At 45.5% G+C, this 24,861-nt stretch carries 25 protein-coding genes, 1 tRNA gene and 1 pseudogene; 16 read left to right on the top strand and 11 right to left on the bottom strand.

Annotated features, from left to right (window positions below):
• Positions 1 to 47: 47 nt before the first annotated feature.
• The 13 genes from AC5JR3_RS09805 to AC5JR3_RS09865 all read left to right on the top strand — a co-directional run bounded on the left by AC5JR3_RS09805 (position 48) and on the right by AC5JR3_RS09865 (position 14,002).
• The gene (locus AC5JR3_RS09805; RefSeq protein ID WP_495845392.1) at positions 48 to 1,484 is read left to right on the top strand and encodes a DUF2079 domain-containing protein; all 1,437 of its coding nucleotides are present in this window, start codon (positions 48 to 50) and stop codon (positions 1,482 to 1,484) included.
• A 241-nt stretch (positions 1,485 to 1,725) separates the two neighbouring features.
• On the top strand, positions 1,726 to 2,544 hold the full coding sequence (locus tag AC5JR3_RS09810) for a sulfurtransferase (protein ID WP_495845394.1): 819 nt from the start codon (positions 1,726 to 1,728) through the stop codon (positions 2,542 to 2,544).
• 292 nt (positions 2,545 to 2,836) lie between these two features.
• Positions 2,837 to 3,355 (top strand): LabA-like NYN domain-containing protein, encoded by a 519-nt coding sequence (locus AC5JR3_RS09815; RefSeq protein WP_495845396.1) that lies wholly within the window; start codon positions 2,837 to 2,839, stop codon positions 3,353 to 3,355.
• A 79-nt stretch (positions 3,356 to 3,434) separates the two neighbouring features.
• A complete protein-coding gene (locus AC5JR3_RS09820; RefSeq protein WP_495845397.1) occupies positions 3,435 to 5,090 on the top strand; it encodes a 2-isopropylmalate synthase in 1,656 nt (551 codons plus the stop codon).
• A gap of 10 nt (positions 5,091 to 5,100) precedes the next feature.
• Positions 5,101 to 7,263, top strand: coding sequence for a glycosyltransferase family 87 protein (locus AC5JR3_RS09825; protein ID WP_495845399.1), 2,163 nt, complete (start codon positions 5,101 to 5,103; stop codon positions 7,261 to 7,263).
• A 37-nt stretch (positions 7,264 to 7,300) separates the two neighbouring features.
• Complete coding sequence (locus tag AC5JR3_RS09830; protein ID WP_495845401.1) at positions 7,301 to 8,101, top strand: class I SAM-dependent methyltransferase; 801 nt, start codon at positions 7,301 to 7,303, stop codon at positions 8,099 to 8,101.
• 234 nt (positions 8,102 to 8,335) lie between these two features.
• Positions 8,336 to 8,542, top strand: coding sequence for a hypothetical protein (locus AC5JR3_RS09835; RefSeq protein ID WP_495845403.1), 207 nt, complete (start codon positions 8,336 to 8,338; stop codon positions 8,540 to 8,542).
• Between the two features lie 65 nt (positions 8,543 to 8,607).
• Positions 8,608 to 9,741, top strand: a complete 1,134-nt coding sequence (locus tag AC5JR3_RS09840; RefSeq protein WP_495845404.1) for a tyrosine-type recombinase/integrase — start codon at positions 8,608 to 8,610, stop codon at positions 9,739 to 9,741.
• Complete coding sequence (locus tag AC5JR3_RS09845; protein ID WP_495845406.1) at positions 9,698 to 11,293, top strand: tyrosine-type recombinase/integrase; 1,596 nt, start codon at positions 9,698 to 9,700, stop codon at positions 11,291 to 11,293. The genes AC5JR3_RS09840 and AC5JR3_RS09845 overlap by 44 nt, the downstream gene beginning before the upstream one ends.
• The gene (locus tag AC5JR3_RS09850) at positions 11,277 to 12,122 is read left to right on the top strand and encodes a DUF6262 family protein (protein ID WP_495845408.1); all 846 of its coding nucleotides are present in this window, start codon (positions 11,277 to 11,279) and stop codon (positions 12,120 to 12,122) included. The genes AC5JR3_RS09845 and AC5JR3_RS09850 overlap by 17 nt, the downstream gene beginning before the upstream one ends.
• A gap of 254 nt (positions 12,123 to 12,376) precedes the next feature.
• Positions 12,377 to 13,030 (top strand): hypothetical protein, encoded by a 654-nt coding sequence (locus AC5JR3_RS09855; protein WP_495845410.1) that lies wholly within the window; start codon positions 12,377 to 12,379, stop codon positions 13,028 to 13,030.
• Between the two features lie 60 nt (positions 13,031 to 13,090).
• A tRNA-Cys gene (locus AC5JR3_RS09860) sits at positions 13,091 to 13,186 on the top strand.
• A gap of 87 nt (positions 13,187 to 13,273) precedes the next feature.
• Positions 13,274 to 14,002, top strand: a complete 729-nt coding sequence (locus tag AC5JR3_RS09865) for a hypothetical protein (protein WP_495845411.1) — start codon at positions 13,274 to 13,276, stop codon at positions 14,000 to 14,002.
• A gap of 295 nt (positions 14,003 to 14,297) precedes the next feature.
• Here the strand turns inward: AC5JR3_RS09865 and AC5JR3_RS09870 are convergent, their stop codons facing one another.
• The 7 genes from AC5JR3_RS09870 to AC5JR3_RS09900 form a co-directional block, all read right to left on the bottom strand.
• The gene (locus AC5JR3_RS09870; RefSeq protein ID WP_495845413.1) at positions 14,298 to 15,290 is read right to left on the bottom strand and encodes an SDH family Clp fold serine proteinase; all 993 of its coding nucleotides are present in this window, start codon (positions 15,288 to 15,290) and stop codon (positions 14,298 to 14,300) included.
• Positions 15,291 to 15,531: 241 nt separating this feature from the next.
• Positions 15,532 to 15,720 (bottom strand): hypothetical protein, encoded by a 189-nt coding sequence (locus tag AC5JR3_RS09875; RefSeq protein WP_495845415.1) that lies wholly within the window; start codon positions 15,718 to 15,720, stop codon positions 15,532 to 15,534.
• 118 nt (positions 15,721 to 15,838) lie between these two features.
• A complete protein-coding gene (locus AC5JR3_RS09880; protein WP_495845417.1) occupies positions 15,839 to 16,072 on the bottom strand; it encodes an excalibur calcium-binding domain-containing protein in 234 nt (77 codons plus the stop codon).
• Positions 16,073 to 16,305: 233 nt separating this feature from the next.
• The gene (locus tag AC5JR3_RS09885) at positions 16,306 to 16,680 is read right to left on the bottom strand and encodes a hypothetical protein (protein ID WP_495845419.1); all 375 of its coding nucleotides are present in this window, start codon (positions 16,678 to 16,680) and stop codon (positions 16,306 to 16,308) included.
• A gap of 44 nt (positions 16,681 to 16,724) precedes the next feature.
• Positions 16,725 to 17,537, bottom strand: coding sequence for a phospholipase D-like domain-containing protein (locus AC5JR3_RS09890; protein ID WP_495845421.1), 813 nt, complete (start codon positions 17,535 to 17,537; stop codon positions 16,725 to 16,727).
• 360 nt (positions 17,538 to 17,897) lie between these two features.
• Positions 17,898 to 18,203 (bottom strand): hypothetical protein, encoded by a 306-nt coding sequence (locus AC5JR3_RS09895; protein ID WP_495845422.1) that lies wholly within the window; start codon positions 18,201 to 18,203, stop codon positions 17,898 to 17,900.
• Between the two features lie 150 nt (positions 18,204 to 18,353).
• Positions 18,354 to 19,115: a class I SAM-dependent methyltransferase gene (locus tag AC5JR3_RS09900; RefSeq protein ID WP_495845424.1), complete on the bottom strand. Its 762-nt coding sequence runs from the start codon at positions 19,113 to 19,115 to the stop codon at positions 18,354 to 18,356.
• 401 nt (positions 19,116 to 19,516) lie between these two features.
• Between AC5JR3_RS09900 and AC5JR3_RS09905 the strand changes: the two are divergent.
• Positions 19,517 to 20,845: pseudogene (locus AC5JR3_RS09905) on the top strand (RecQ family ATP-dependent DNA helicase); the annotation flags it as partial.
• Positions 20,846 to 20,862: 17 nt separating this feature from the next.
• Here AC5JR3_RS09905 and AC5JR3_RS09910 read toward each other — a convergent pair.
• Positions 20,863 to 21,003: a hypothetical protein gene (locus AC5JR3_RS09910; protein WP_495845425.1), complete on the bottom strand. Its 141-nt coding sequence runs from the start codon at positions 21,001 to 21,003 to the stop codon at positions 20,863 to 20,865.
• Between the two features lie 2 nt (positions 21,004 to 21,005).
• The gene (gene petN / locus AC5JR3_RS09915; protein WP_495845427.1) at positions 21,006 to 21,095 is read right to left on the bottom strand and encodes a cytochrome b6-f complex subunit PetN; all 90 of its coding nucleotides are present in this window, start codon (positions 21,093 to 21,095) and stop codon (positions 21,006 to 21,008) included.
• Positions 21,096 to 21,249: 154 nt separating this feature from the next.
• On the opposite strand from petN, the gene AC5JR3_RS09920 reads away from it, so the two are divergent.
• Positions 21,250 to 21,687, top strand: coding sequence for a hypothetical protein (locus AC5JR3_RS09920; protein ID WP_495845428.1), 438 nt, complete (start codon positions 21,250 to 21,252; stop codon positions 21,685 to 21,687).
• 122 nt (positions 21,688 to 21,809) lie between these two features.
• Here the strand turns inward: AC5JR3_RS09920 and AC5JR3_RS09925 are convergent, their stop codons facing one another.
• Positions 21,810 to 22,505: an SDR family oxidoreductase gene (locus AC5JR3_RS09925; RefSeq protein ID WP_495845429.1), complete on the bottom strand. Its 696-nt coding sequence runs from the start codon at positions 22,503 to 22,505 to the stop codon at positions 21,810 to 21,812.
• 22 nt (positions 22,506 to 22,527) lie between these two features.
• The gene (locus AC5JR3_RS09930) at positions 22,528 to 23,151 is read right to left on the bottom strand and encodes a class I SAM-dependent methyltransferase (RefSeq protein WP_495845430.1); all 624 of its coding nucleotides are present in this window, start codon (positions 23,149 to 23,151) and stop codon (positions 22,528 to 22,530) included.
• A 478-nt stretch (positions 23,152 to 23,629) separates the two neighbouring features.
• Between AC5JR3_RS09930 and AC5JR3_RS09935 the strand changes: the two genes are divergently transcribed.
• A complete protein-coding gene (locus tag AC5JR3_RS09935) occupies positions 23,630 to 24,541 on the top strand; it encodes a PEP-CTERM sorting domain-containing protein (protein ID WP_495845431.1) in 912 nt (303 codons plus the stop codon).
• Positions 24,542 to 24,861: the final 320 nt, after the last annotated feature.

Below are 24,861 nucleotides of genomic sequence, written 5' to 3' on the forward strand. Positions count from 1 at the left end.
GCTCATTGGTGTGTTCCATACAGCTCCATTAGATCAGGTCGAAGACAATGAAAGACAAAATCTTGAAGCCAGATACCTTGCCATTGATGATCGGTGTCAGTACCTTGATTTATTTTGCCTGTAGTAGTCTGAGACATGCGCTATTTCACTCTGGGGCGTTTGATTTGGGGATTTATGACCAGGTTGTTTATCTGATCGCTCAAGGACAGTCCCCCATTTCTTCGATCTTAGGGTTTCATCATCTGGGCAATCATGCAGCTTGGGCGGTTTATCCCTTAGGGTTGCTATACAAAATTTCTCCTAATGTGCATTGGCTGTTGGCGGTACAAGCGATCGCTCTGAGCTTGGGGGCTTTACCGATTTGGGGACTGGCACGTCAGGCGGGACTTAAAGAGCAACAAGCGGTCATGCTTGCCGCTGTTTATCTGTTGTATCCAGTCGTTTTCAATGTCAATTTATTTGATTTTCACCCAGAGGTGATGGCACTCCCGGTGCTGTTGGCTACCCTGTTGGCAGCCCGACGCAATCAGTTGGGGTGGTTTACTTTGGGAGTAATCTTTGTCTTGGGCTGTAAGGCGGTTCTCTCTCTGACGATCATGGCAATGGGAGTGTGGCTGCTGCTGTTTGAAAGGCGGCGTCGTTGTGGAGCGATCGCTTTATTTTTAGGTGTTGCCTGGTTTTTGGTTGTGATGCAGTGGATGATTCCCACCTTTAGCGGTAGCGAACCAGCAGCGGTTCATCGTTACAGCTATTTGGGAGACTCGGTTCCAGAGATGGCGAAAAACCTGGTGTTGCAGCCGTGGCTAGTCTGGGAGCGGATTGATATCTGGGATAGCTTTAAATATCTGATTAAATTAATCTTCCCGGTGATTTGGGGACTCTCGCCTCGGCATCTAGCACCGTTGTTCAGTGCCCTACCCATGCTGGGGCTGAATATTTTGTCGGATGTTCCCTATCAAAGAGATTTGGGATTTCAGTACTCTATCCCGGTGGTGCCGTTTTTGTTTTTGTCAGTTATATCGACGCTGGCGGCGGGTGAAGGATGGCTGAATAAAGGATGGGTAAAAACGCGATCGCTCCCCATTATCTGGTCTTTTTTAGCGCTTTTATACATGGGCAACCAACATTATTTTTGGTCAAGTTACCCCAAAACTTTCGATACCTGGCAAGCGACACGGGAAGCGATCGCCCACATTCAAACCCCCGGCGGCGTTCTCACCACCAACAATATTGCTCCCCACTTAAGCCACCGCCCAACTCTTAAGCTAACTTTCCAAGATACACCAACAGCCGATGTCACAGCCGCCGCATCTGTTGACCTTGCCAAGATTGATTATGTATTGCTCAATCGCCGTTACCCCGGCTGGCTAAATACCCCAGAGTTCACCGACGACTTGATCGAACAACTCACTCAGAACAAATCTTTTCAACTGCGCTATCAGCGCTCTGAAGTCTATTTATTTGTGAAAGAACAATCACCATAAGCCGCTACGTTTTACAGTGGATTTGCCGGGTTTTATACCAAGGATTAGTCTTCTATCATTTAATAATTTACTTCGTGAAGGTGCGTTCCTTCTAAGAAATTGGGTATCTGAGGTGATATCATCTGATAACTCATATCAGACTGCTATAGCCAGTTAAAATTTGTAATATAGCTACCAAATAAAATTACAATTAACTAAAAAATTACAGAGCGGGCAATCAACTTCTATAACTAATAACTAAATGACAAATTTTGTGATTTCTGCTCAATGGCTCAGGGAACATTTGGACGATCCGCAAGTGGTGATTGTAGATTGTCGCTTTGCTCTTGCCGATTCAGAATGGGGACGGCAACAGTATCTAACGAGCCACATTCCTGGTGCCTATTACCTCGATCTCAATCAAGACCTTTCTCGCCCGGTTGAGCAACATGGGGGTCGTCATCCCTTGCCAGATACCGAGCAGTTGGCAATCAAGTTGGCAGCAATGGGCGTGAATTTTGGGGAAACCTTGGTGGTTGCCTACGATGATGCTCGCTTTGCCTTTGCGGCGCGTCTTTGGTGGCTACTCCGTTACCTGGGACATGACAAGGTGGCGTTGCTTGATGGCGGTTGGGGGGCTTGGCTGGGAGCAGGATATCCGGTAACGGAGCAGCCAACTCCACCACAACCCGGACAGTTTGTGCCGCAACTGCGAGCAGAACATGTGGTGGATATGGAAACTGTAAAGGCACGAAAAGACTTACCGACGGTGGCTTTGGTAGATTCACGGGAACGCGATCGCTACCTGGGAGAGCGCGAACCGATTGATCCGATGGCAGGTCATATTCCGGGAGCCGTCAACTATCCTTGGAAGGAAGTTACAGATGAGCAAGGTTATTTGCAGGCGATCGCTTTGCAAAAACAACGCTGGGCTTACATTGACTCAAAAGCAGAAATTCTCGTCTACTGCGGCTCTGGCGTAACGGCTTGTGTCAATCTCCTTTCCCTGGAACTGGCAGGAATTGATAAGGGCAAGCTCTACGCAGGTAGTTGGAGTGACTGGTGTTCCTACTTCAGTTGAGGAGGTGTGTCCTCTGCTGATCTGTTGGGTCTAACCTAAAGCTACAGATTAAATGTAGAGTGAATAGAGAACATATAGTGACGCGGCTGTGTTACTCACGGTGTTGATCGAGCTATACAAAATCAATTAAGGTTATTCGAGCAGATTAACTAAAGGAGAAAGGGAGATAAACTCAAAAATCTAAGCAAAATCCAGAATATTTTATGAATGAATAACTATTACTAACTGCTTAGATAAAAGTTGCTAAAATAAGGGATTACGTTAAATTTAACATATTTTAGGTCTTAGTTGTATGCCTTGTCCAATGAACCGCCTGTCTATTTTTGTAGACGGGAACAATATGTTCTATGCACAGCAAAAAAACGGCTGGTTTTTCGATCCCCGACGGGTTTTAGACTATTTCAAAAAAGAACCTCATATCACGCTAGTCAACGCATTTTGGTACACAGGCTTAAAAGACCCCCAAGATCAACGAGGATTTAGAGATGCTTTAATTAGCCTGGGTTATACAGTACGTACAAAAATTCTTAAAGAATATTATGACGATAATTCTGGACGTTATTCTCAAAAAGCTAACTTAGATATAGAAATTGTTGTTGATATGTTTAATACAGTTGAGCAATATGACAAAGTAATTTTATTTAGTGGTGATGGTGATTTTGAACGAGCAATAGAATTATTACGGTCAAAAAATACTCACATTACAGTAGTTTCTACAGAAGGGATGATCGCCAGAGAGCTGCGAAATGCGACCGACCGCTATATTGATTTAAATGATATGCGCCAAGAGATCGAAAAAACTGAGTACTAGGTTGTAGTGAATTAGTTAAGAGATAAGTTATTGTTGTTAACCAAGGACTGTAATTTCCTCAATGTCGGTTAAACCTGCGATGAATAAGCAATTCCCACCAGACCGCATCATTATTTTCGACACCACCCTCCGCGATGGCGAACAATGCCCAGGAGCCACCCTGAATGTCGAGGAGAAACTTATCATCGCGCGGCAACTGGCGCGACTGGGAGTGGATGTGATTGAGGCAGGTTTTGCGTTTGCTAGCCCCGGAGATTTTGAGGCGGTACAAAAGATCGCCAAGACCGTGGGAACCGAGACAGGCCCGGTCATCTGTAGTTTGGCAAGAGCAATCAAAGCCGATATTGAAGCCGCCGCCCAAGCGCTGAAGCCAGCCGTTCATGGTCGCATTCATACATTTATTTCCACTTCAGATATTCACCTGGAGTATCAACTCAAAAAATCCAGAGCTGAGGTATTAGCGATCGCCGAAGAAATGGTCGCCTATGCCAAAACCTTTATGGACGATATAGAATTCTCTCCGATGGATGCGGCGCGTTCTGACCCACAGTATTTATACCAAGTAGTAGAACGAGCGATCGCAGCGGGTGCCAAAACCATCAATATTCCCGATACCGTGGGCTACCTGACTCCCAGCGAGTTCGGAGATTTAATTCGCGGCATCAAAGAGAACGTCCCCAACATCGACGAAGCAATTATTTCCGTCCACGGTCATAATGACTTGGGCCTAGCGGTGGCGAACTTCCTAGAAGCCGTTAAGAATGGCGCACGACAACTCGAATGCACCATCAACGGCATTGGCGAACGGGCAGGGAATGCTGCCCTAGAAGAGTTGGTAATGGCGTTGCACGTCCGTCGGCAATACTACAGCCCCTTCTTGGGACTTCCGGCAGAGTCGGAGGAACCGCTAACCAACATCGACACCCGCCAGATTTACAAAACCTCCCGCTTGGTATCTAACCTCACCGGGATGTTAGTCCAGCCCAATAAAGCAATTGTTGGGGCAAATGCCTTTGCTCACGAGTCGGGTATTCACCAAGATGGCGTCCTCAAAAATAAGCTCACCTACGAGATTATGGACGCGCAGTCGATTGGCTTGAATGACAATCTGATTGTCTTGGGCAAGCACTCCGGGCGTAACGCCTTCCGTACTCGCTTGAAAGAGTTGGGCTTTGAGCTAACTGAAAATGAATTGAATAAAGCCTTTTTGCGTTTCAAAGACGTTGCGGATAAGAAGAAGGAAATTACCGATTGGGACTTAGAGGCGATCGTTAACGACGAAATCCGCCAAGCCCCGGAACTGTTCCACTTAGAGTTAGTGCAAGTGTCCTGCGGCGACAAAGCCCGTCCTACCGCCACCGTCACCCTGAGAACCCCTACAGGCGAAGAGTTGATGGATGCGGCGATTGGTACGGGCCCGGTGGATGCCGTCTACAAGGCAATCAACCGAGTGGTAAATGTGCCGAATGAACTGATTGAGTTTTCCGTACAGTCAGTCACAGCTGGTATTGATGCCCTTGGGGAAGTCACGATTCGCCTGCGGCACAACGAGCGGGTATATTCCGGTCATGCGGCGAATACGGACATTATCGTCGCCTCTGCTCAAGCCTATGTGAACGCCTTGAACCGCTTGTATGCCGCGTTACAGAAGGGCGCTGAATTACAAAAGGATAATCCCCAAGGCAACAAATCAAGCGTAGCCGAACCAGCCGTTGCTCAGACCTCTGTAGAATAAGCTTGACTCTATGTCACGTTCTCGACGCTGGCGGACGTTTCTCCCGAAATTTCCTGCCAGCATCGTCTTTTTTACGGCACTGGCGCTGATTGTCGTAATCCTCCCAGTTCTGTATGTATCCCATGAGCATTACTTCTATTTTTGGGACTGGGTAGCCTATCAAAACAAAGCCACATCATTTGTCAGCTCTTGGCGACAATCCCCAACTGAGGCAATACAGCAACTACAAGCGTCTCTTGCTACCAACTACAACTTGCTTTATGCTGTTCCGTTGCTGCCGTTCCTCTTAGCCTTTGGCGAGTCCCGTCTCGTCTTTATCGTCAGCCTCGCCTTAGTTTATCTGCTACCCTTTAGCTTAGTCATGGGAGCGATCGCCACTAAGCTAATACCGATACATCCACGGGCAGTTTTTTGGTCAACAGCATTCCTGACCTTATTAGTCCCAGCCGTTTGGGCACCATTGCTTCGTGGCTACCCTGACATCGGCGGCATTCTCCTGATTTCCCTTGCCGTTTTAGCGTACCTACAGGATGTCAAACTCAAGCATTGGTGGCAAATTCCCCTAATTGGATTTTTGCTGGGCGCATCCGCCCTATTTCGCCGCCATTTTGCCTACAGCGCCATTGCCTTTTTTGGTGCCATGACTCTACAGTACTTGCTGGTTTTTTCTGCCGAGGTGCAGCTAAATCTGCGTAGAGCTTGGCAGCATTTGCTGAAAAGTATTGTCCAAATTAGTCTAATCGCGGCAATTAGCTTCGCCACTTTAATCACTTTTGCCTGGAAATTTACCTACCGTGCCCTGACCGTTGATTATGGCACTCTCCACGCTGCTTGGAGCCTAACCTTTAGCGACGTTGTACAACGTTACGCCTCCTTCTATGGCTGGGTAGTCTGGATGCTCGTAATTTTGGGATTTTCTGCGGGTATCCTTACCCGTCGAGTCAACCTTCCCGCCACGACGTTTATCGTACTGTTTGGCAGTCTGGGGTTGATTGAGTGGCTAGTCCTACTTCGTTATGGCTACATACACTACACCTTACATATCACGCCCTTTGTAGTGCTGGGGATTGCCTGCTTTATCTGGACAATCGGTCGTATGTTCCCAGGTAAAACACGCACCTTGATATTAGGTGCGGCGAGTCTTTATCTGGTCTGCAATGTCATTATGGGACTGACTCCAATGGGGACATTCACCAATTCTGTGCGTCCCCTATTTGCCGCTAATTTCTCACCTCTCGTGCGCCAAGACTACGATGAAGTCCTGCAACTCGTTAATTACCTGCGTCAATTAGCCCCAAATCGAGAACCTATTTCTGTTGTAGCGGCTTCCAGCTTCCTTAATCCCAGTGTTGTAACTACGGCTGAACAGACACTGTACGGGCGAGAGGAAAGTAGATTAAATATTTTGAGAATTCCAGAAATTGATTCTCGCGATTTTTATCCCCTAGAACAACTATTACAGGCAAAATATGTGGTAGTTCCTATTCCTTTTCAACAAATTTTGCCCACCGACGAACAAGTTGTGCGGAGTGGAGAACAAGATGTTGTTAAGGTCGTGTTTGATGCCTTTACCCAAAATTGGGAAATTGCCCAGGATTTTAAGCCACTACCTGTAGAGTTTACCCTCTCAAACAATGTCACAGTAAACCTTTATCAGCGCACCCATCCAACTGTGCTGGAAACAGCCGTGCGAACCTTCGACGCCATGCAGCAGCAAATTGGTGAACAACCCGGTCTACAGATAGACTGGATGCTTTTGAGTCAGCCGTTGGATAAGACTTCCATTAGCAAAAATCCAGACAACACCTACAGGGTAGTAATTTCTCCTGGCGATCGCGATTCTTTACCCTTCGATCAACAAGATACAATATCCTTCCTGTATCTGGGTTCGCTGCCAGAAAATGTTGAAGTTACTGGTACAGTTATGTTTCGGAATAACTGCGCTCAAAAAAGCTCTCTCAGGTTGACACTCCTCAACCAACGCGCCGATACAATTAGCTCCCTAGAAAACCAATATTCTCCGGATAATTCATCCCGTTTTAAGCTAGCCATTCGCGGTCAAAACCCCGCATACTTACTGCTTGAAGTTTTAAGAGACAACAAAAATGATTTAATTGATGATTGTGCGCTGGAGATTAATTCCCTTGCCGTATTAACTCAAAATAATCAATAATATCGCTTTAGATTAAACAAATTAGCAAGAAACACCAATGCAAGACGACACCCTAGAAAAAGAGCGACGCTTTCACGATGCCTGGGCGGCGGCTATTGATATCGATGGTATTCGAGTCGCCGACTACTTTGAAGCCTGCACAGCCCCAGAAAATCGCTTTATCCTCCGCAAACTAGGGAATATTCAAGGGAAATTACTTCTAGACTTGGGTTGTGGTGCGGGGGAAAATAGCGTCTATTTTGCCAAAAAAGGAGCGCGTTGCGTAGCAACAGACTACTCCCCTGGCATGGTGGAAGTGGCATTGCAACTCGCTGCCGCCAACGGGGTGCAAATTGAAGGACGCACGGCAAACGCGATGGCGTTAGACTTTCCCGACAACACCTTTGACATCGTCTACGCCTCAAACTTACTACACCACATCCCCGACCCCAAAATCGCCTTAAAAGAAATGCACCGCGTTCTCAAACCCGGTGGAAAAGCTTGTTTTTGGGACCCTTTAAAGCACAATCCTGTAATTAATGTCTACCGACGCATGGCAACGGAAGTGCGAACGGAAGATGAAACGCCACTAGATATTAATATCGTTAACTACATTAAAACCCTTTTTACAAAGACAGACTATGATACCTTTTGGATAGCAACATTATGGATTTTCCTGCGCTTTTATTTGATAGAAAAAGTCAATCCAAATAAGGAGCGTTACTGGAAAAAAATTATTATTGAACAGGAAAGGCTGAAGCCAAATTATCGGCGATTAGAAAAAATAGATGGTTTTCTGAAAAAGCTACCCTTGATGAAGCGGATGAGTTGGAATATTGCCGTGGTAGCGACGAAGTAAAATAAGTTGGTTGCTTAGATCCCCAACTTCTTCAAGAAGTCGGGGATCTAAAACGGAAAGTTTTAGAATTGATAAGCCGCGATCGCTACTTCTTAGCTTCTCCTGTTTTTGACTTCCATCTTGTAGTAAATTAGTAGGCTGTCACAAAACCCCACCCCGAAAACTTGAGGTTATAACTGTTTTAGATCGTCGCCAAACATTGAAGTGCGAAAACCTTAAAGCAGGTGCCTACTAATGATTGCTAATAATTCTGAAAAAACGTCGTGGGATGCTGTTCTTGCGGAGTTTAAAAGAATCTGGGGCTATGACAGCTTTCGTTCACCGCAGGGAGAGATTGTTCGCAGTCTCCTAGATCAGCAAGATGCCTTGATTGTGCTGCCGACGGGTGTTAACAACAGCCTTCTTTCTAAAATCTTTATAGTAAACAACAACAAATTATAATTTAAATCACTTCTTTGTGGAACAATATTTAAAAGCCCTTCTTTAAAGTAATCAACGTCTACAAAGTGAAGGTACAGAGAGTTAGACTTCCATCTGAGCAAGTAACTTGGACGGTGCTAGGAGATGACTTTTTGCCAGTTGAGCCAGTTGAAGAGTATCTGACTTACTTGCGAAATATTGAGCGTTCCCCTAACACCGTCAAAGCTTATGCATTTCATCTCAAGCTGTATTGGGAATATTTGCAAAGCAGGGATTTAGATTGGGCAGCGATCAATGTAGTTGAACTTGCCGACTTCATGTCGTGGCTTAGAATCCCAGCACCTAAAGACGTGCTTTCGATTCATGAGCAAGAAGCAAAAAGAACCGAATCAACTGTCAACGCGATTTTGACTTCAGTCTGTATGCTCTACGACTTCCACGAAAAGGCTGGCAAGGTGCCTCATATCCCTCTTTATAGATCTCGCGTCATGCCAGGTCGAAGATACAAAGGCTTCTTGCATCACATTACGAAAGGCAAACCTACCCAAGCAAGACTACTAAAACTTAAGGTTCCAAGACGCACACCAAAAACAGTTTCTCAAGAACAGGTACAGCAGCTTTTTGATGCCTGTCACCGAGTTAGAGATAAGTTTTTGCTGTGCTTGCTTCACGAAAGCGGAATACGTATAGGGCAAGCATTAGGACTTCGCCACGAAGACATTCAGTCTTGGGACAATCAGATTCAAATTGTGCCAAGAGCCAATAACGCAAACGGGGTTCGCTCAAAAAGCAAAGATCCGAATACAATTCACGTCACAAAAGAGTTGATGGGGCTTTACAGTCAGTACTTGCAAGAAGAGTTTATGGAAATACTGGGCGACGATCTAAGCGACTACGTGTTTGTAAACCTTTGGGAAGGCAGGATTGGTGCCCCAATGACCTACGGCACTGCCATGGACTTATTCAATCGGCTCAAGAGGAAGACTGGCATCGCGATTCACCCTCACATGCTCAGACATACTCACGCGACCGAGTTGATCCGTGAGGGAGTGGAAATGGCATATGTCCAGAAGCGACTGGGGCACGCCAGCATCCAGACGACTATAGACACCTACGTTCATGTCACCAACGAAGACATGAAACACGAGTATCAAAAATATTTAGAGAGCCGAACAGATGTCAACACAACAAAAGATTCAGAAGAGAGCTTATCCACATAGGCAAAAATCAATAGAAGGTTCAGTCCTATGTATTCATTGCGGTAGCAAAAATTGCATTAAAGGGGGCAAGCATCGCAGCTCTGGCAACCAACAATATCGTTGCAAAAGTTGTAATCGTGTTTTTATTCCCCAAATAGTTAAGTTATTCGACATTAATCCTGAAGATGAATACCAAAAGGAAATTTGGGATTGTCGAAGATTGGGTATTGATCCAGGCAAGGGAAAGCAAGCCTACACCTTGAATTTCAAGGGTATTTCCCAGTCTTGGTTGCTTAAGCCAGCAAAGGCGTATATCAAGTTGACACTAAGTACGCAAAGCTTTAGTTCTGCCCTGAACAAACTAGGATCACTCAAAAAGTTTTCCGATTTCTTGAGCGAACAATACCCATCGCTTGAACCAACGCAACTAGACCGAGCTGTCATTATTGATTTTCTGGCTTACTTGGCAGCTAAACATTCAAAGCCAACCACTATATCGCATTTCCTATGTAATATGCGGGATTTCTTAGACCTTTGCTATCAAAACGAATGGTTGCCTGTCATAAGGTATTTGATTCGCAAAGAGGATTACCCCAAGCGACCTAAAGCCTTACCTAGATACATTCCAGAAGGTGTCATGGCTCAGCTCACCGCCTATATTGATGACCTGCCAGAACCCGTCATGCGTATGACATTGGTCATTATTGAATGTGGAATGCGGGTCTCTGAACTACTGTACTTAAAGCCTGATTGCCTGCTGCAAGACAAAGCGGGTGACTGGTTCCTACGGTACTACCAATTCAAGATGAAAAAGGAACTTACCATTCCTGTTAGTCGAGAAGTTGTTCGAGTTATTCAGGAGCAACGCTGCTATATTCAAGAGCATTTAGGCGATTCCTATGAGTATCTATTCTGCTCAAGTTTTAGTGGCCCTTCAGGGTTTCGACCAAGACCAAAACCGATGATTCGTGAATCTTTTGCACGATTCCTTAATAATTTAGCTAAAAAGCATAATATCTGCGACGAAAGTGGCAAGTTGTGGCGATTTCAGATGCACCAATTTAGACATACAGTAGGGACTCGGATGATCAACAATGGGGTTCCACAGCACATCATCCAGCGCTATTTGGGGCACGAGTCACCTGAAATGACAGCAACTTATGCTTTCATTCATGACAAAACGATGAAAGCTGAGATCGCCAAGTTCCAAGGCAAGGTCATTAACATTGCTGGCCAGATTGTTGAGTCGATTGCGCCCGAAGTTGAGGTTGCTGACTTGCAATGGTTTAAACGCAATATCCAAGCTCAAGCCCTGCCTAATGGTTCTTGTGCCCTACCCACTATTTCTCAGGGGTGCCCTCATGCTAATGCCTGTCTAACTTGTACCCATTTTCGGACGACCTCAGAGTATTTATCAGAACACAAGAAGCAACTTGGGCAAATAGAAAGGCTCATTGAAAAAGCACAAGCTAACGGTTGGGTTCGGCAGGTTGAGATGAACGAAACCGTCAAAAACAATTTGAAGAAAATAATTGCAGGACTGGAGGGTAAGGTTGATGGCAATAAGTCGTAATGTTAACGGTCTACGCCAAAATGCTCAAAAGAAGCGCCAGGAAGCTCTAGAAAAAGTTGAGAAAGGCATCCGGGAATTACTAAAGGATGGTAAGCCTATCAACTTCAACACAGTTGCTCAAACAGCAGATGTTAGTAAAGCCTTTTTATACAAGGAATTAGAGATTAAAGAACGGATTGAGCAGTTACGGCAGCAAAGAACAAAGCAAAAGCCAGAACCAAAGCAACGAGCATCTGATGCCTCTAAAGACACACTAATTCGCACTTTGCGGGAACGCATCAAGCAGCTAGAGTCTGAAGTCAAGATGTTGAGAAAGCAGAATGAAGTCGCTTATGGGCAGGTGATTGAGGTCAATTCACTGCGACAACAGATCGGGAGATTACAGGCTGAGAACGACCGTCTAAAGCAGCAGGTTTCAGCAAGCAATACTAGTCAGATTTTCTCATCAGATATTTCAGACCTTGAGGCAGAGGTTCGAGGTCTCGGAGTTGAACTCAATTCAACCATCAGACGGCTACTTCGAGACGCGCCCTCTGATGTCGTCGCGATCGCTCTTGAGTCTCTAAGAGAAGCTGTGTTAAAGAACAGAGCTAATAACCCGTCTGGTTTTTTTGTCAGTGCCGTTAGCGATCACTGGAAGCCAAACGAAGTTTACGAGCAGAAAGTAGAGCTGGATCTCTTCAATGATTGGTATCCCCTAGCTAAATCCAAAAAGATAGTAGAAGCTTCAATGTTCATTGACGGAGTTCAATGCGTTTTAACGGCCGATGACGGATGGATACCCTTTGAGGAGATGTTGGCTGAATATCCTTTGGAGAAATTAGAGTAAAGAAGGAAGTTCTCTAAATTGGGAAATTTCTTCAATGTAAAATTGACCATCCTTCTTTCCATCAGCTATCCTAAAAGAAGGAATCGGCATCCTCTCTGATTTTGCACACCCGAGACGTGACCGCCGACTCCTCTTTCTTATATTTAAAATCGACTTCTCTTTTATTCAAAGAGAGGCACGATTCTTTATTTGTAAGGATTATAGCATCTAATCGTTGCCCGGATCAACGTTCAACTTGACGTGGAATGCCCTAGATGGAGATTTTGCAACCAGAACACTCAGAAGTGATCGAGTGGCTCGCTACAAAGCATAACGAGAAAAAAGCCGACCTTAGTGAAGCAGAAGATTTTTTAAAGAGAAATCCCAAGATTGATGAAGCTAAAGCACTTGTGATGCGATTGAAGAAAAGCGTGGGTTACTACACATTCCTCCTAAATCTAGTGAAAACTGTCACTAGAGACACCCCGCCAGAACCTCAGTTTAGAGAATACATTCCTGAGTCTAGAGAAAATAGCGATTTTTCATCGACATTCAATTTCTTGTTTGGCCACGACGAGTTGGATGAAGATGACGAGTTGGATGAAGAGAATGATGAAAAAGAAATAAAGCTCTTCGAGGACGAAGAAAAACTTGTCCCAAGAGACTTTATAAAACCAGAATTTAAAGAAATGACTCAGGAAACTGCGCTGCTGAAACTTCTAGAGTCCTATGATGAGCCAAGAACGAGCACGGAAGTGGCAGAATCTCTGTACGAAACTACATCCGGAGAAGACTTTAAGCGTGCCAGATCTTCTATCGCAGTTGCGCTAAGGGTAGGAGCAGAACAAGGAAAGTGGAAAAAAGTAGGAAGAGGTATTTTCGCCTCCCATCGTGTTGCTTCTGATATTCAAGAGGAGTGGGATGGGTAGTTTAAAAGCAAAAACAGCTAGACCTCCGCCTAGCTGAATAAAAATTTTTCTTATTAACATCCGAGTTGAGCGTAATGGTAGGCGCACCTAGTTACAAGCTAGGCGGCAATGGAGTGGCAACTCCTAGCCCTACGGGTTCGATTCCCGTAACTCGGACACATCTTTGAGATGGAGGGGTTAAGGTTCAACACCTCCATCTTAGCTCAACGTGGTCAAATATCAAGCTACTCTGGAGGTGCTAAAGTGGCACATACATTAAAGACTGTGATTCCTGAACTAGACAACGCAGGCATCCGCCGTACTCCTGACGGACGGAGCAGTGTTTATGATTTGATTAAGGTAATTGGTCAACAAAAAGACCCTTACAATGTCTGGAAGCGCCTGTCCAAGCAGTTTCCTGAAGTTCTGACAAAATGTCAGAACTTCAAATTTACTGGCAAGCGTCAACGAAAAACGCCCGTTACAGATCGTGAAGGTTGGGCATATATCATCGGTTTGCTCCCTGGCGTTATGGGGCGCAAATACCGAGAGTCCGCAGCCAAACTGGTTTTACGCTATTTGGATGCTGATATTACCTTAGCCGCCGACCTCGTAGAGCGTAACGACAACCAACAAGAACTGGAATGGCTTGATGCTAGAGTGCGAGGAAAAATTACACGACGAAAATTTACTGGCATTCTTAAATTTCATAAGGTCTTTGGTAAGGGCTATGCAGTCTGCACCAATAAAACCTATATTGGGCTGTTTGGTACTACAGCCCAAGGCTTGAGGAAACAAAAAGGTTTGTCAGAGAAAGAAAATTTTCGTGACTATGCTTCTATCAGCGAACTTAATAAGATTGCCTTCACTGAAGATTTGTCAGGTCAAAAAATCAATGGTGTAAACGCTCAAGGCAACTCTGAGTGTTCAGATGTATGTTCTTCTGTAGCAGTAAAGGTTGCAAGCTTCACCAAAGAGATTCTTAGAGCTTAAAACCAAAGATAGAAGCTAGACGAAAACATTTTGTTTATCGTCTAGCTTCTCATGGGCGGCGCATGGTGCCAGTGGCGACTCCTAATCCCGGTCTGAGGGGTTCGATTCCCCTGCCGTCCACAGATTGCACATCCATAGTAATACAACTTTCGTTCCTTAACATAAGCATCAATATGTCAAGAAAGCTAACAGTTGATTTCTTCAAAGTTGGAATTTCTCAGCCCTCTGCTTTATCTAGTCCACTAGTTACTGTTGAGATTGAATTAGTATTTGCAAAAGTGTTTTGTCTGAAATTTTATTCTTCTTGGGCTTCGTTATCAGCTCCTGTGAGTATGCTATTTCTTTGAACTTCGCCATTCTCTCTGCTGTTTCCTTGATCTGTTCCTGACGGATTTTCGATGCCAGTATTCTCGCTTCCATGATTCTCTCCCTCTAATCCTTCGTCAAAAGCTGGGTCTAACCAAGCTGTCAAATCGCTTATCAACATCTGCGATCCAGATGCACGAGTGGCTTTTGAAAAAAATCTTTCCAGTTGTTGCTCGCAATCGTTGGGTCGTCTAACTACCTCAAAAAGTTCTTTTGCTTCTTCATAATCAATCACAAAACTATGTGATGGATAGCCGGAAACAAGTTTATTTATAGTCTCTGGTTTTGTAGGGTTCAACCTTTTCCCATATTCATGAGCGATACTCATGACTCTATTCATCTCTCCTAATCGGAGAGGATCTATTTGACTAGAAATTGGAGCAAGTAATCCAACAGCCATAGAACTTGCAATATCAGCCGCTGTCTTAGTAGTAATTACTCCACTACCTCTGTTAATTGTGCTTAGAAAACTGGTTTCAAAAACTTCAAAAACTTGAATACTAAGCACATTCAATGCTTGTTGAATATCAAGTCCTGAGCTTCTTCTAAAATCATCATCTCTATAGACTTGAACATCAAGAGGTCCAAGTTCAGCAAAGTCAGACATTACTATTTCGTCTGCCCCTAGAGCAATTAATGTTCCCGCACTTTTACAAAATCCAAAAACTAAAAGAAAGAATTTTTTATACTTATCTTGTAAAATTCTAGTTATTCTGTAAGCGGCATCTGGATCTCCCCCATATGTTGATAGTACTAAAGCAACATTTTCTCTTCTATTCTTAACCCCTCTAATAAGCTCAATTAATACATCAGCGCTTTCATAATCAATATCAGCACTGAAGAGCAGTACATCAGCTCTCAAGTTTTCTGATACATCTTGAATACATTGCTTGAACGGAGAGGGGATATCAGGAAGATTCATCTCTACTAAGACTTAAACAGTGTAACTTTAACTGACCTTAGCCAAATCTACGATGGATTTGATTAATATATTCGTATTGTAGTGTTTATTTAAGCGAGTTTAAACTCAAGCAAACGCTCAAACGATTACACCATAGGCTTTTTCGGCTTTTCAGTATTTAAAACGTCTTAACCCAAACGATTTTGATATACTTACCACATTTTGTGACTTTGTAGATATGTGAACAAGTAGTTAGCAGTCTTTACTTAGAAAAACCACAATCACTTCCATAAAGCACCTTTTGGCTGCCGTCTGGCGAAAATTGCACGCACCAGCCATTTTGCTTTCTCCATTGATGGTAGGCAGTCGTTGCCGCCAAAACTATCAGTAGTCCAGCGAGAGTGGTCAATGTTACTCGTTTCCAGCGCACGCCTGAGAGTTCCTTTGTCATGATGCACCCAGTAAAGATGAGTTTAGTTTTCCCCACCGTCACCCTAATATGAACATTTCTGAGAAGGAAAGCCCAGCTAGCTAGGCAGGGCTTAATGTCGCTTTTAAGTGCTAGCGCTCTAAGCCTCGCAACCAATCCCATCTTTATCTCGATCGAATCTGTGAGGGTCAGGGGGTAGTACTTTGAAATTCCGATGGCTAATGTCACCGCAGTCTAAATCCGGGGGTGGCGATGGGATACATACGTCTGGGTAGGCTGGATCGCATTTACTTTGGGCATTTGTTACCTGTGGATGGAAGGCGATCGCCAAAACGGTAATCAATACCGCTAGTAAACCGTAGATAATTTTCATTCTTCTTTCGTAGTTGGGCTTACTTAATTAATGTGTCCCTTCCCAAGCCAAAAAAACAGAAACTTCACCAAATCTTTGCTTGTCTAACGGTGTTAGTGCCAAATCTGAGGAGGGAAGCATTTGCTCTCAACTATTAAAACCCACCAAAAGTATTTTTTTGTCTGTTTCTCTTATGCCTAATCAAAAATCTTCAATGTAGCTGAGATACGGCGCAGATAGCGACAATTGAAATTTTAAATCGTATCGCCAATCCAGCCGCAATGAGAGCAATCCCAATGCACTAGGGTTTCAGTATCTGAATAGGGCATCTCGCAGTGGGGACACCGACCCGTAAACAGCGGGTGATAATTCAGTAGCTCTAACTTTTCCTCTAGCGTGAATCGCTGCCTCGGCACAGGTACTGGTTCGCCATCATAGGTTGGTTGCTCCAGCACAAGTTCGTCATTAACAAACCTCGTTTCCTCTGGTGCCCACAGCTTAGGAGGTTCGGCAGCGGGGCGGAAGTCGAGGCAGCGATCGCTATCTGGCCCTACGGGATGCACGGCACACACGATAGAAGGATTGCGAGGATTCAACTGGCAGCGATCGCATTCTGGAATTTTTGGCATACTTTTGCAGTTAGTTGATTACTTTTCCCCTAAAACCTAACGGACTACTGCTTCTCCAGATCCTTAGCACTGTCAAACCGTTTAATCAAATCTGTAATAATGCGTGGGTCATTAGTCCTCAAACCCACCTCTCGCTCTGTGCTTTTGGTATCTGAAGTCAAAAAGTTATGACTTCCCAGCATAGTCCATGAGTGATCGCATACGATAAACTTCTCATGCGTACCTAGTAGTTTTAGTTTGAATTGGTCTGGATATTTCTGCTCTAAATTTTCCAGTTTTGGCAGGGCGCTATAGAGATAGGAAGAAACTTGAAGCCGCTGGCGGATTGAACCAAAATTAGAACTTGCCTGGTCAATATCCCTTAGATGTCCCCAGCCGATGGCGACGCGAACTTTGCGCTTAAGTAGTTCCTCAAGCTTCTGAATCACTTCAGAATTAATGCCATAACGATTGGGCCACGGACAAACTAAAATTAACCGTTCCTGAGCAAGAGCGAGGGCTTCCATCAACACAGCACGGCTGCCAGGGCGGTCAATCGCCAGTCGATACTCATAAGGCTTGATGGCTGCAAGCTGCCGATTAATCTCAAGTGTTAAGGCTTGTACTGATTTCTCGATCTGACAAGTGATTGCTCTCTCTAGTTCTAGGGAATGGGGAAGAGATGCGATTGCTTCTTGCAACTTTTGAATCTGCTCTAATTCTGGTCGGTTGTCAAACTGCTGCACCAGCTTTTCCAGGGACTGGTTGATTGGGTCGAGGTCTACGGTTTCAGCTGGGGGTAGCGTATGGATTTGGTGATGCAGGGATTGAACAACCTGATGCACGTCAGTGATCGCGCTTTTAGTATATTGCCGCATCTGTTGTCCTGATCGGTGCCGATTGATTGCATTGAGCCAGAGAGCTAACGTGAGGGGAGCAGCTGCATAGACCGCTTGCTGTGAGACTGCCGCCGCGACAGTTCCTAATGCAGAGCCAACCAGAGCAGCATTTTCAACAATCTCTAACCAAGCGCGTTTCGTGGCAAACCTCCTTACTGGCGGCGGAGTGGGTATGATCGCCTCTCCTACAATGAGATGCTAGCTGTACTAAACAAATTTCCCCTCTTCCTCCATCTGCTACTATAGTTCACTACCGTTAAATAAATATCCATAAGGTAGAATGATTATTCAGTAAGGGTTACATCGATTTCGCTATAGATAATTTTCGTTATCTTGCCCCTACAGCGGAGGGCAATAAAAACAGTCTTTATTCCAAACTACAGCAGCATCTCTCCAACCTTCTTTATAGTGGTAGCTGGCATCAGAATTGTATTCAGGGCGATCGCGCTCCTTATCTGGGTCATAGAAATCTATAAGGTCAATCCATCCCTGAGCATAATCTTTCGCTTCAGCAGAGCCTTCTGGGTAAGGAGCCTTTACCTGTTCAAGTCGCGGGTCTTTTGCGGATGCACTGAGAAGCGAAATGTGGAGCAGTTGCACTTGCAACTGGCATAACAGTATTTGAGTGGTGTTACCTATGCCCATAAATATGTAAATAAAGTTTGCTTCTCAATCTAGCGATTTACTTGCCCCAAAGATAAAATTTGCTGAAATAAGCTATGAACCGTCCAAGCTATGTAACCAAACAACATTGGAAAGCTAACTAAGGCTAGCGACTGAACCAAAGCTGCTGTCTCAAGCTTTTTTTTCACACAAATAAAAATTGGAAGTCGATATCGTAGGACAATTTGGCAGCAGAGGGATACATCTTAGACCAGCCCGTTCTATCAATTCCCTCATGTGGATGTCTTCAATAGAGTAGAGACACCATCCAGGTTCAAATAAAACTTCTTGTTGCTCTTGAGATTTTGGAGTAAGCTTAAAATCTTCTTGATGAACGCCATCTTCTCTCTTGAGACGCACTTGAAGTGTCCATGTATCGTCAGGCTGGGAGTAGTCTTCCCAAGAGCGAGATTCTCTTTCAAGCTTTGAATTACCTATAAATATAACCCCGCCTTCAGCAAGCAGGTTGCAGCTATTTTTTAGGCAAGCAAGTCGCTGTTCATCATTATTGAGATGCAAAAGCTGACTAGCAATGAAGATGATTAGGCGAAAATTACCTTGGTTGATAGGCGGGTTTGTCATGTCGCCAAGCATTAATTGAACCTTCTCCCTCACTTCTGGCACAGCGTTGCCAAGCTTCTGCTCAAAGACGCTTAACATTGCTGGGGAGTAGTCTACACCTGTTACCGAGTAACCTCTCTCTGCCAATGGAAGAATCTGACGCCCAGTGCCACACCCCAGTTCCAAGATTGGATCGCCGAACTGCTCCGCATAAAATTTTACTATCTCTGAATACGCATCTCCTCTGCCTAGCCGTTCAACGATCCAATCATAGAACTGGGCAAACAAGGAAGCTTTGTAGGAATTTTCAGAGATGTAGCTTTCTGCTGCCATACCTAGACCTACCCTTGCTTTCCATCTTTCATTTAAAAATGATTGCCACCAATGCTGACTACCATGTCTCCTCGCTGCTCGGCATAGGCTAAGTGTAAATCTGGTTTTAGCTCAACATAAAATCTTGGTCTAGTTTTTGTGTATAACCATTTGTTTAGCTTCTTTCTCACCTCTTTTTTGTCTGAGGTTTTAAATAAATATACCAAAAATCCAATAACTTTCCTGTTGGTAGTTCTTGATAGTAGGAGAGCTTACCTCCAATAGGTCCTAAAGCGCTGCTACTGAGCTGATACTCTGCACTATCTGAGCCAAACACCATGGTGACGCACCTTTTCTTTGTTTATATCTCTACAAAGTAAAAGTCTTGCCCCAAATGGGTTTTAGGATTTCCGCTATAGATAAGTGCTGGGGGAAAGTCGGTTTGCTTTCAACTACCTGCCCTGCTGCAAACGGGGCTGACGCTGGTGGTTTCGCCCTTGGTGGCGTTGATGGAAAATCAAGTGCAGGAGTTGCGCCAGTTAAGGTTGCCAGCGGCACTGTTGCATAGCGAACTGCCAACGTGGGAACGGAAGCGGACGCTACAGGCTTTGGAACAGCAGCGATTACGATTGCTGTATCTATCGCCGGAAACCTTACTCAGTCCGCCTGTATGGGAACGATTGTGTCAGCCGCAGTTGAAGATTAACGGCTTGATTTTGGATGAGGCGCATTGTTTGGTGCAGTGGGGCGATACCTTTCGTCCTGCTTATCGGCGTTTGGGGGCGGTACGACCTGCTTTACTGAAGTGTAAGCCAGTCGGGACAAAAATCGCGATCGCTGCCTTTACCGCCACTGCCGATCCCACCGCCCAGCAAACGATTCGCCATGTCCTGCAACTGCAACACCCCAATACCTTCCTGATCAGCCCCTTGCGGCAAAACCTCAATCTCAAGGTGCAAACTGTGTGGACGCCTAGAGGACGCCGCCAGCAGTTATTAAAGTTTATTCAAGCTAGACCCCAACAAACGGGATTAGTTTACGTCCGCACGCGCCGCGATAGCGAGGAGTTAGCCCAGTGGTTGCAAAAGTTGGGTCATGCAACTGTTGCTTACCATGCAGGCTTGAGTGCGGAGGAACGGCGGCAAATTGAAGCCAATTGGTTAGGTGGGAAGACTGAGTTTGCGATTTGTACCTGCGCCTTTGGCATGGGGATTAACAAATCCGATGTCCGTTGGGTAGTACATTTCCAAGCGCCTCATCTGCTATCTGAGTATATCCAGGAAGTCGGACGCGGCGGACGAGATGGGAAGCCTTCGGACGCGTTGACCTTGGTAAGCGAACCGACAGGATGGTTAAATCCGGAAGATAAGCAGCGACAGCAGTTTTTTAGCGAGAAGTTGCAAAAGCAGTATCAGGACGCCCAACGGCTAGCGAAACAACTTCCCAACCAAGGGGAAGTGGCAACCGTGTCTAAGCAATTTCGTGAAGGGGCGATCGCGCTGGCTTTGTTACATAGTGCAGGTCAGTTACAATGGCTTGACCCTTTTCACTACCGCAAACATCCCTCAAAATCATCCCAGGGATTTGCTCAAATTAGTAGTAGCCAGCAGCAAGTGCAGTCGCAGATGACTCAGTACCTGACAACTCGCAAATGCCGCTGGCAATTTTTACTGGGTGCCTTTGGCTTTACCCAGGAAGCGGCGGGGCTTGAGTGTGGCACTTGCGATAATTGTGCCCGACACCAGAAATAACCTGATGTAGAAGTAATCTACAGTTTCTTATCTCGATCGCGGCGACGGCGATCGCGCCACTCCAGTACTGTCAGATAAAAGATGCCTCCACTGACAACAACGAGTAACCCCAAGGCAATAAGAAATAAAATTGTAACCGGAGAAATTTCCGCAGCCATCTCTAAAAACCGTTACGACCCCAGACGACCATAGAAATTGACCAAGTGAACAAAACTAAGACAGAAACCCAACCCAACGACAAAATATCCATAGTTTTACATTAAGGAATGATTCTAAAGAAAATGATAGTTCAATTCTGGACTGTATAGCTGTGGAGGAGATTGGCTAATGAGAGATATTGTGCAGCAATTGAGGTATAAAGCGATCGCACTTCTTTTAAAACAACGGTGAAGCAATCGTCTCCTATGAACGCCGCCGAACGCATTGAGTCCCTGAAAGCAGGTACGCTGTCAGCTTTTACCTTTTCCCTCGCCTACAGCGCGATCGCGTTGGCTAACTCTCTAGTACTGGCAGAAGTTTCCGTCCTGATCAGGCTGCAAATCACCACAGGCTTTGACCTGCTGCTGAGAGTTGCTGTTGCTTGGTTGAGTGGTTTTTTGTTTGGTGTCACGTACCGCTACGTGATTCGCACTGATGAAAACTCTCACCTCAAATCTGGGGCAGTACTAGCGTTTGGGTTGGTGCGGGGAGTCGCCCCCCTAGAGATTGCCGGAGATATATTAAGCCAGTTCTGGGCATTAGGGGTTTTGGGAATCGAGAGTATTATCTGTTTTGCCATTGCCCGCTTTACTCTCGACTGGGCAATCCACCACCATTGGGTGAAAGCCTTTAAGTCAACTTAAGCCCAAAGGCTGTAAGCCATGCCCTTACTATGTGAGTTTTGCACAGCAATTCTTTGCCCTTACCCCTAGCCCCTCTCCCAAGCTTGGAGAGGGAAGCAAGACTCCGGGTAGGAGATGAAGGCTCACAAAGGTGATATGCTCCCACTCAGCTTCAGTTCCTCAAAACCACTCTGTCCGTAAGTCATCTCGCGATCGACTGCTGAGAGAATTTTGTTATTCGCCGCATCAGAAGCCAAGCACAGACAAGCTAACTGGGCAACATCAGCACGATGAATCGTTCCCGCCACTCGGTAGTCCTCTGTAACAACGCCATTGCCTGTGGCGGGTTCTGATTTTAGTCCACCAGGGCGAATTACTGTATAAGTCAGCCTACTGTCTATCAAGTGTTGTTCTGCCTGCTCTTTTTCCACTAAAACGGGCCCCAAGGTTTCTTTGGCTTGGGGTGGTAGGGCAACTTCACTCTCCCCTGCACCAATGGACGAAATCAGGATAAATTTTTGCACTCCTGCCTTTACCGCTGCGTCGATAAGATACTTATTTCCCAGATAGTCTGCCCGTTCACCCTCCTTGGGTAAACCGCCAATTGTACTGATAACGGCATAGATCGGTTCGTCGTTTTGCATTGCCTGTTCAACAGCCGCCGCATCCAGGGCATCTCCCATTACCACAGTAATTCCCATCGCCTCTAGTTCTGGGCGAGTTTCTTCTGAACGCAGTAGGGCTTTGACCTTTTGGTTTTGGGCAGTTAGGCATTTCGCAATTTCTCGCCCCACACCCCGACTTGCCCCAGCCAGAAAAATATGTCCTTCAATAGTCATTTTTAATTCCTTACCAACCTACTCATACTATGGGGAGGTGCTTCCGTCCGACAATGAGTAGCCAGGGTTGTTCCTTACGGGGTAAACCGGGAGGGCGATAGTAGTGATGGAGAATTTCAAAACCTGCTACTTCTAGACAGGAACTTAAGGTTTCATACTCCCAGCCTGAAACAAAGCGGTATCCTGAACCTCGCACGATATAGCCTTCGCTATTACCACGACAGATAGAGATGGCGATCGCACCCTGAGAAACTAGCGATCGCCATAAATCCTTTAAGACCTTCACCATGTCAGCCTGGGGGACATGCAGCAACGAAGCATTGGCAAAAATACCGTCAAAGGTTTCCGGCGGTAAGTCCAGGTTGAAAAACGACTGTTGCCAAACCTCGCAGCCTGACACCTGTTTCGCCATCTCCACAAAAGCAGGTGTGGCATCTAGCCCGATTGCCGTATGCCCTTGACTCTTAAACGCCACCAAGTCCCGCCCCGGCCCGCAACCAAGATCGAGGATTTTACCGGGATTGTGGGGCATTGCCGCTACCAAGGCATCGCGATTTTGGGAGACATCGTGATCCCACGTACCTTCACGGAAGGCATCTGCCTCTGCTTGATATTGGGTGATCGTTACTTGTTCGTGCTGTTCCACATTACTTAACCTTGCAAGACTCAAGAAAATCTTACTAGACGAGCGCAACAGTCTTTCAGCCAGTCTCAAGGCGTAGGGCGGGTTAGCGATCGCCTAGCGTTCCGCAAGGAAAGCGTAACCCACTGGATAACTTTAAGGGGCTTTCAACCTCACCCACGTTCTTGAAACTGCTTTTAGAAAAGAAGAAATCCTTCGTTAATATCAGTGGAATTACATATTTTTGCGGATAATACTTAAGACTTAGAGATTAATATTTTAAACAAGAGTGAAACCACCAACTTTTTAAACAAAACACACTCCAATTGAATTTAATAAAGATTCAGTAAGAACGTGACTTTTTTAAGGACAAATAGTTTCTTGAAAAGTATTCTTTAAAAAGTTCACCCCCTAAAAGTTCGTCCTCTCAAAAAAGCAGTTTTTGGATGACAGAACTTGTGAGGACTACATCTAGTCTGTCTATCCGGAGAGTTTGATTGATATGAAAACAGCTTTTTCGACTTTATTGGGATCTTCGTTACTAGCAGCTGGTCTCGCCCTTGCATCTTCTGCCTTTTCCTCAGCAGATGCCGCTTCTATGGCGTTTGATGTTACAGGAAGTGGAACTAAGGTCAATATCACTTTAGATGACACAGCCGCAGGAGAAGGTAAAGTTCAGTTTAGAGTGAATGTTGTCACTGACGCGCAAAACCCTAACGTTGCCGATCTTCGAGGTATCTTCTTCAATCTTGCGGATGACTCGCTTCTTAGCGGACTCAGCATAATTGGTTCAAATGTTACGGCTTCTGCATTTAGCGCTGGAAGTGTTAGTAGTGTCGGTAGTAATAACAATAATCTCAATGGTAGTGGGTACGCCTTCGATGCTGGGGTAGAAATTGGTCAGGAAGGTTTAAAAGGCGGTAAAGATGATATTCAATCCACTGTCTTTACCCTGTCTCACAGCTCCGTTGCGTTGACACTTGCTCAGTTTTCTGAGGCATCCTTCGGCATGCGTCTCATGAGTGTAGGAACGCCTGACAGTACGCGCGCAGGCAGCCTCAAGCTAACAGGGGCAGCCCCAGGCTGGACTCCTCCAGTGATTGAGAAACCGCCTGTTGACGAAAAGCCGCCTGTTGACGAAAAGCCGCCTGTTGACGAAAAGCCACCTGTAGTTGAGCAGCCACCTGTAGTTGAGCAGCCGCCTATAGTTGAGCAGCCACCTGTAGTTGAGCAGCCACCTGTAGTTGAGCAGCCGCCTATAGTTGAGCAGCCACCTGTAGTTGAGCAGCCACCTGTAGTTGAGAAACCGTCTGTTGAAGCCGAAAAAGTACCAGAGCCAGCAACGTTGGCAGGTTTGGGCTTGGTGGCTGGAGCCTTCGCGGCATCGCGCCGTCGCAAGTCTAACAAGGCATAGTGTTGACCTGACGAAGGCTTTGACATTCGCGTAGTGTAGAACTGCTCCGATTTACGACAGTCAAAAATAATGCCCTGGCTATAGCTGGGGCTTTTTTTGTGCAAGTGATATGTGAGAGCGCCTCAGATCCCTGTTTCTTAGAGAGTCGGGGATTTCACCTTCACGAATCAATTAGGGGAAAGGCACGTTAGCGCCAGCCTTGCAGTGACTCTGGTAGGGCATCCTGAGAATTTCTTGACAATATATTCTTTGCCAGACTCGACTTTTGGCGAGTAGTCTGGGATGACTGCACTTAAGTACAGTGGCAGCAAGACAAGGCA

It is taken from the genome of Kastovskya adunca, assembly GCF_059505785.1.

Excerpts from the sequence above, each read along its gene's own strand:
- AC5JR3_RS09805 (WP_495845392.1), top strand. The coding sequence starts at position 48 with ATGAAAGACAAAATCTTGAAGCCAGATACCTTGCCATTGATGATCGGT.
- AC5JR3_RS09810 (WP_495845394.1), top strand. The coding sequence starts at position 1,726 with ATGACAAATTTTGTGATTTCTGCTCAATGGCTCAGGGAACATTTGGAC.
- AC5JR3_RS09815 (WP_495845396.1), top strand. The coding sequence starts at position 2,837 with ATGCCTTGTCCAATGAACCGCCTGTCTATTTTTGTAGACGGGAACAAT.
- AC5JR3_RS09820 (WP_495845397.1), top strand. The coding sequence starts at position 3,435 with ATGAATAAGCAATTCCCACCAGACCGCATCATTATTTTCGACACCACC.
- AC5JR3_RS09825 (WP_495845399.1), top strand. The coding sequence starts at position 5,101 with ATGTCACGTTCTCGACGCTGGCGGACGTTTCTCCCGAAATTTCCTGCC.
- AC5JR3_RS09830 (WP_495845401.1), top strand. The coding sequence starts at position 7,301 with ATGCAAGACGACACCCTAGAAAAAGAGCGACGCTTTCACGATGCCTGG.
- AC5JR3_RS09835 (WP_495845403.1), top strand. The coding sequence starts at position 8,336 with ATGATTGCTAATAATTCTGAAAAAACGTCGTGGGATGCTGTTCTTGCG.
- AC5JR3_RS09845 (WP_495845406.1), top strand. The coding sequence starts at position 9,698 with ATGTCAACACAACAAAAGATTCAGAAGAGAGCTTATCCACATAGGCAA.
- AC5JR3_RS09850 (WP_495845408.1), top strand. The coding sequence starts at position 11,277 with ATGGCAATAAGTCGTAATGTTAACGGTCTACGCCAAAATGCTCAAAAG.
- AC5JR3_RS09855 (WP_495845410.1), top strand. The coding sequence starts at position 12,377 with ATGGAGATTTTGCAACCAGAACACTCAGAAGTGATCGAGTGGCTCGCT.
- AC5JR3_RS09870 (WP_495845413.1), bottom strand. The coding sequence starts at position 15,290 with ATGAATCTTCCTGATATCCCCTCTCCGTTCAAGCAATGTATTCAAGAT.
- AC5JR3_RS09875 (WP_495845415.1), bottom strand. The coding sequence starts at position 15,720 with ATGACAAAGGAACTCTCAGGCGTGCGCTGGAAACGAGTAACATTGACC.
- AC5JR3_RS09880 (WP_495845417.1), bottom strand. The coding sequence starts at position 16,072 with ATGAAAATTATCTACGGTTTACTAGCGGTATTGATTACCGTTTTGGCG.
- AC5JR3_RS09885 (WP_495845419.1), bottom strand. The coding sequence starts at position 16,680 with ATGCCAAAAATTCCAGAATGCGATCGCTGCCAGTTGAATCCTCGCAAT.
- AC5JR3_RS09890 (WP_495845421.1), bottom strand. The coding sequence starts at position 17,537 with ATGCGGCAATATACTAAAAGCGCGATCACTGACGTGCATCAGGTTGTT.
- AC5JR3_RS09895 (WP_495845422.1), bottom strand. The coding sequence starts at position 18,203 with ATGGGCATAGGTAACACCACTCAAATACTGTTATGCCAGTTGCAAGTG.
- AC5JR3_RS09900 (WP_495845424.1), bottom strand. The coding sequence starts at position 19,115 with ATGGCAGCAGAAAGCTACATCTCTGAAAATTCCTACAAAGCTTCCTTG.
- AC5JR3_RS09910 (WP_495845425.1), bottom strand. The coding sequence starts at position 21,003 with ATGGCTGCGGAAATTTCTCCGGTTACAATTTTATTTCTTATTGCCTTG.
- petN (WP_495845427.1), bottom strand. The coding sequence starts at position 21,095 with ATGGATATTTTGTCGTTGGGTTGGGTTTCTGTCTTAGTTTTGTTCACT.
- AC5JR3_RS09920 (WP_495845428.1), top strand. The coding sequence starts at position 21,250 with ATGAACGCCGCCGAACGCATTGAGTCCCTGAAAGCAGGTACGCTGTCA.
- AC5JR3_RS09925 (WP_495845429.1), bottom strand. The coding sequence starts at position 22,505 with ATGACTATTGAAGGACATATTTTTCTGGCTGGGGCAAGTCGGGGTGTG.
- AC5JR3_RS09935 (WP_495845431.1), top strand. The coding sequence starts at position 23,630 with ATGAAAACAGCTTTTTCGACTTTATTGGGATCTTCGTTACTAGCAGCT.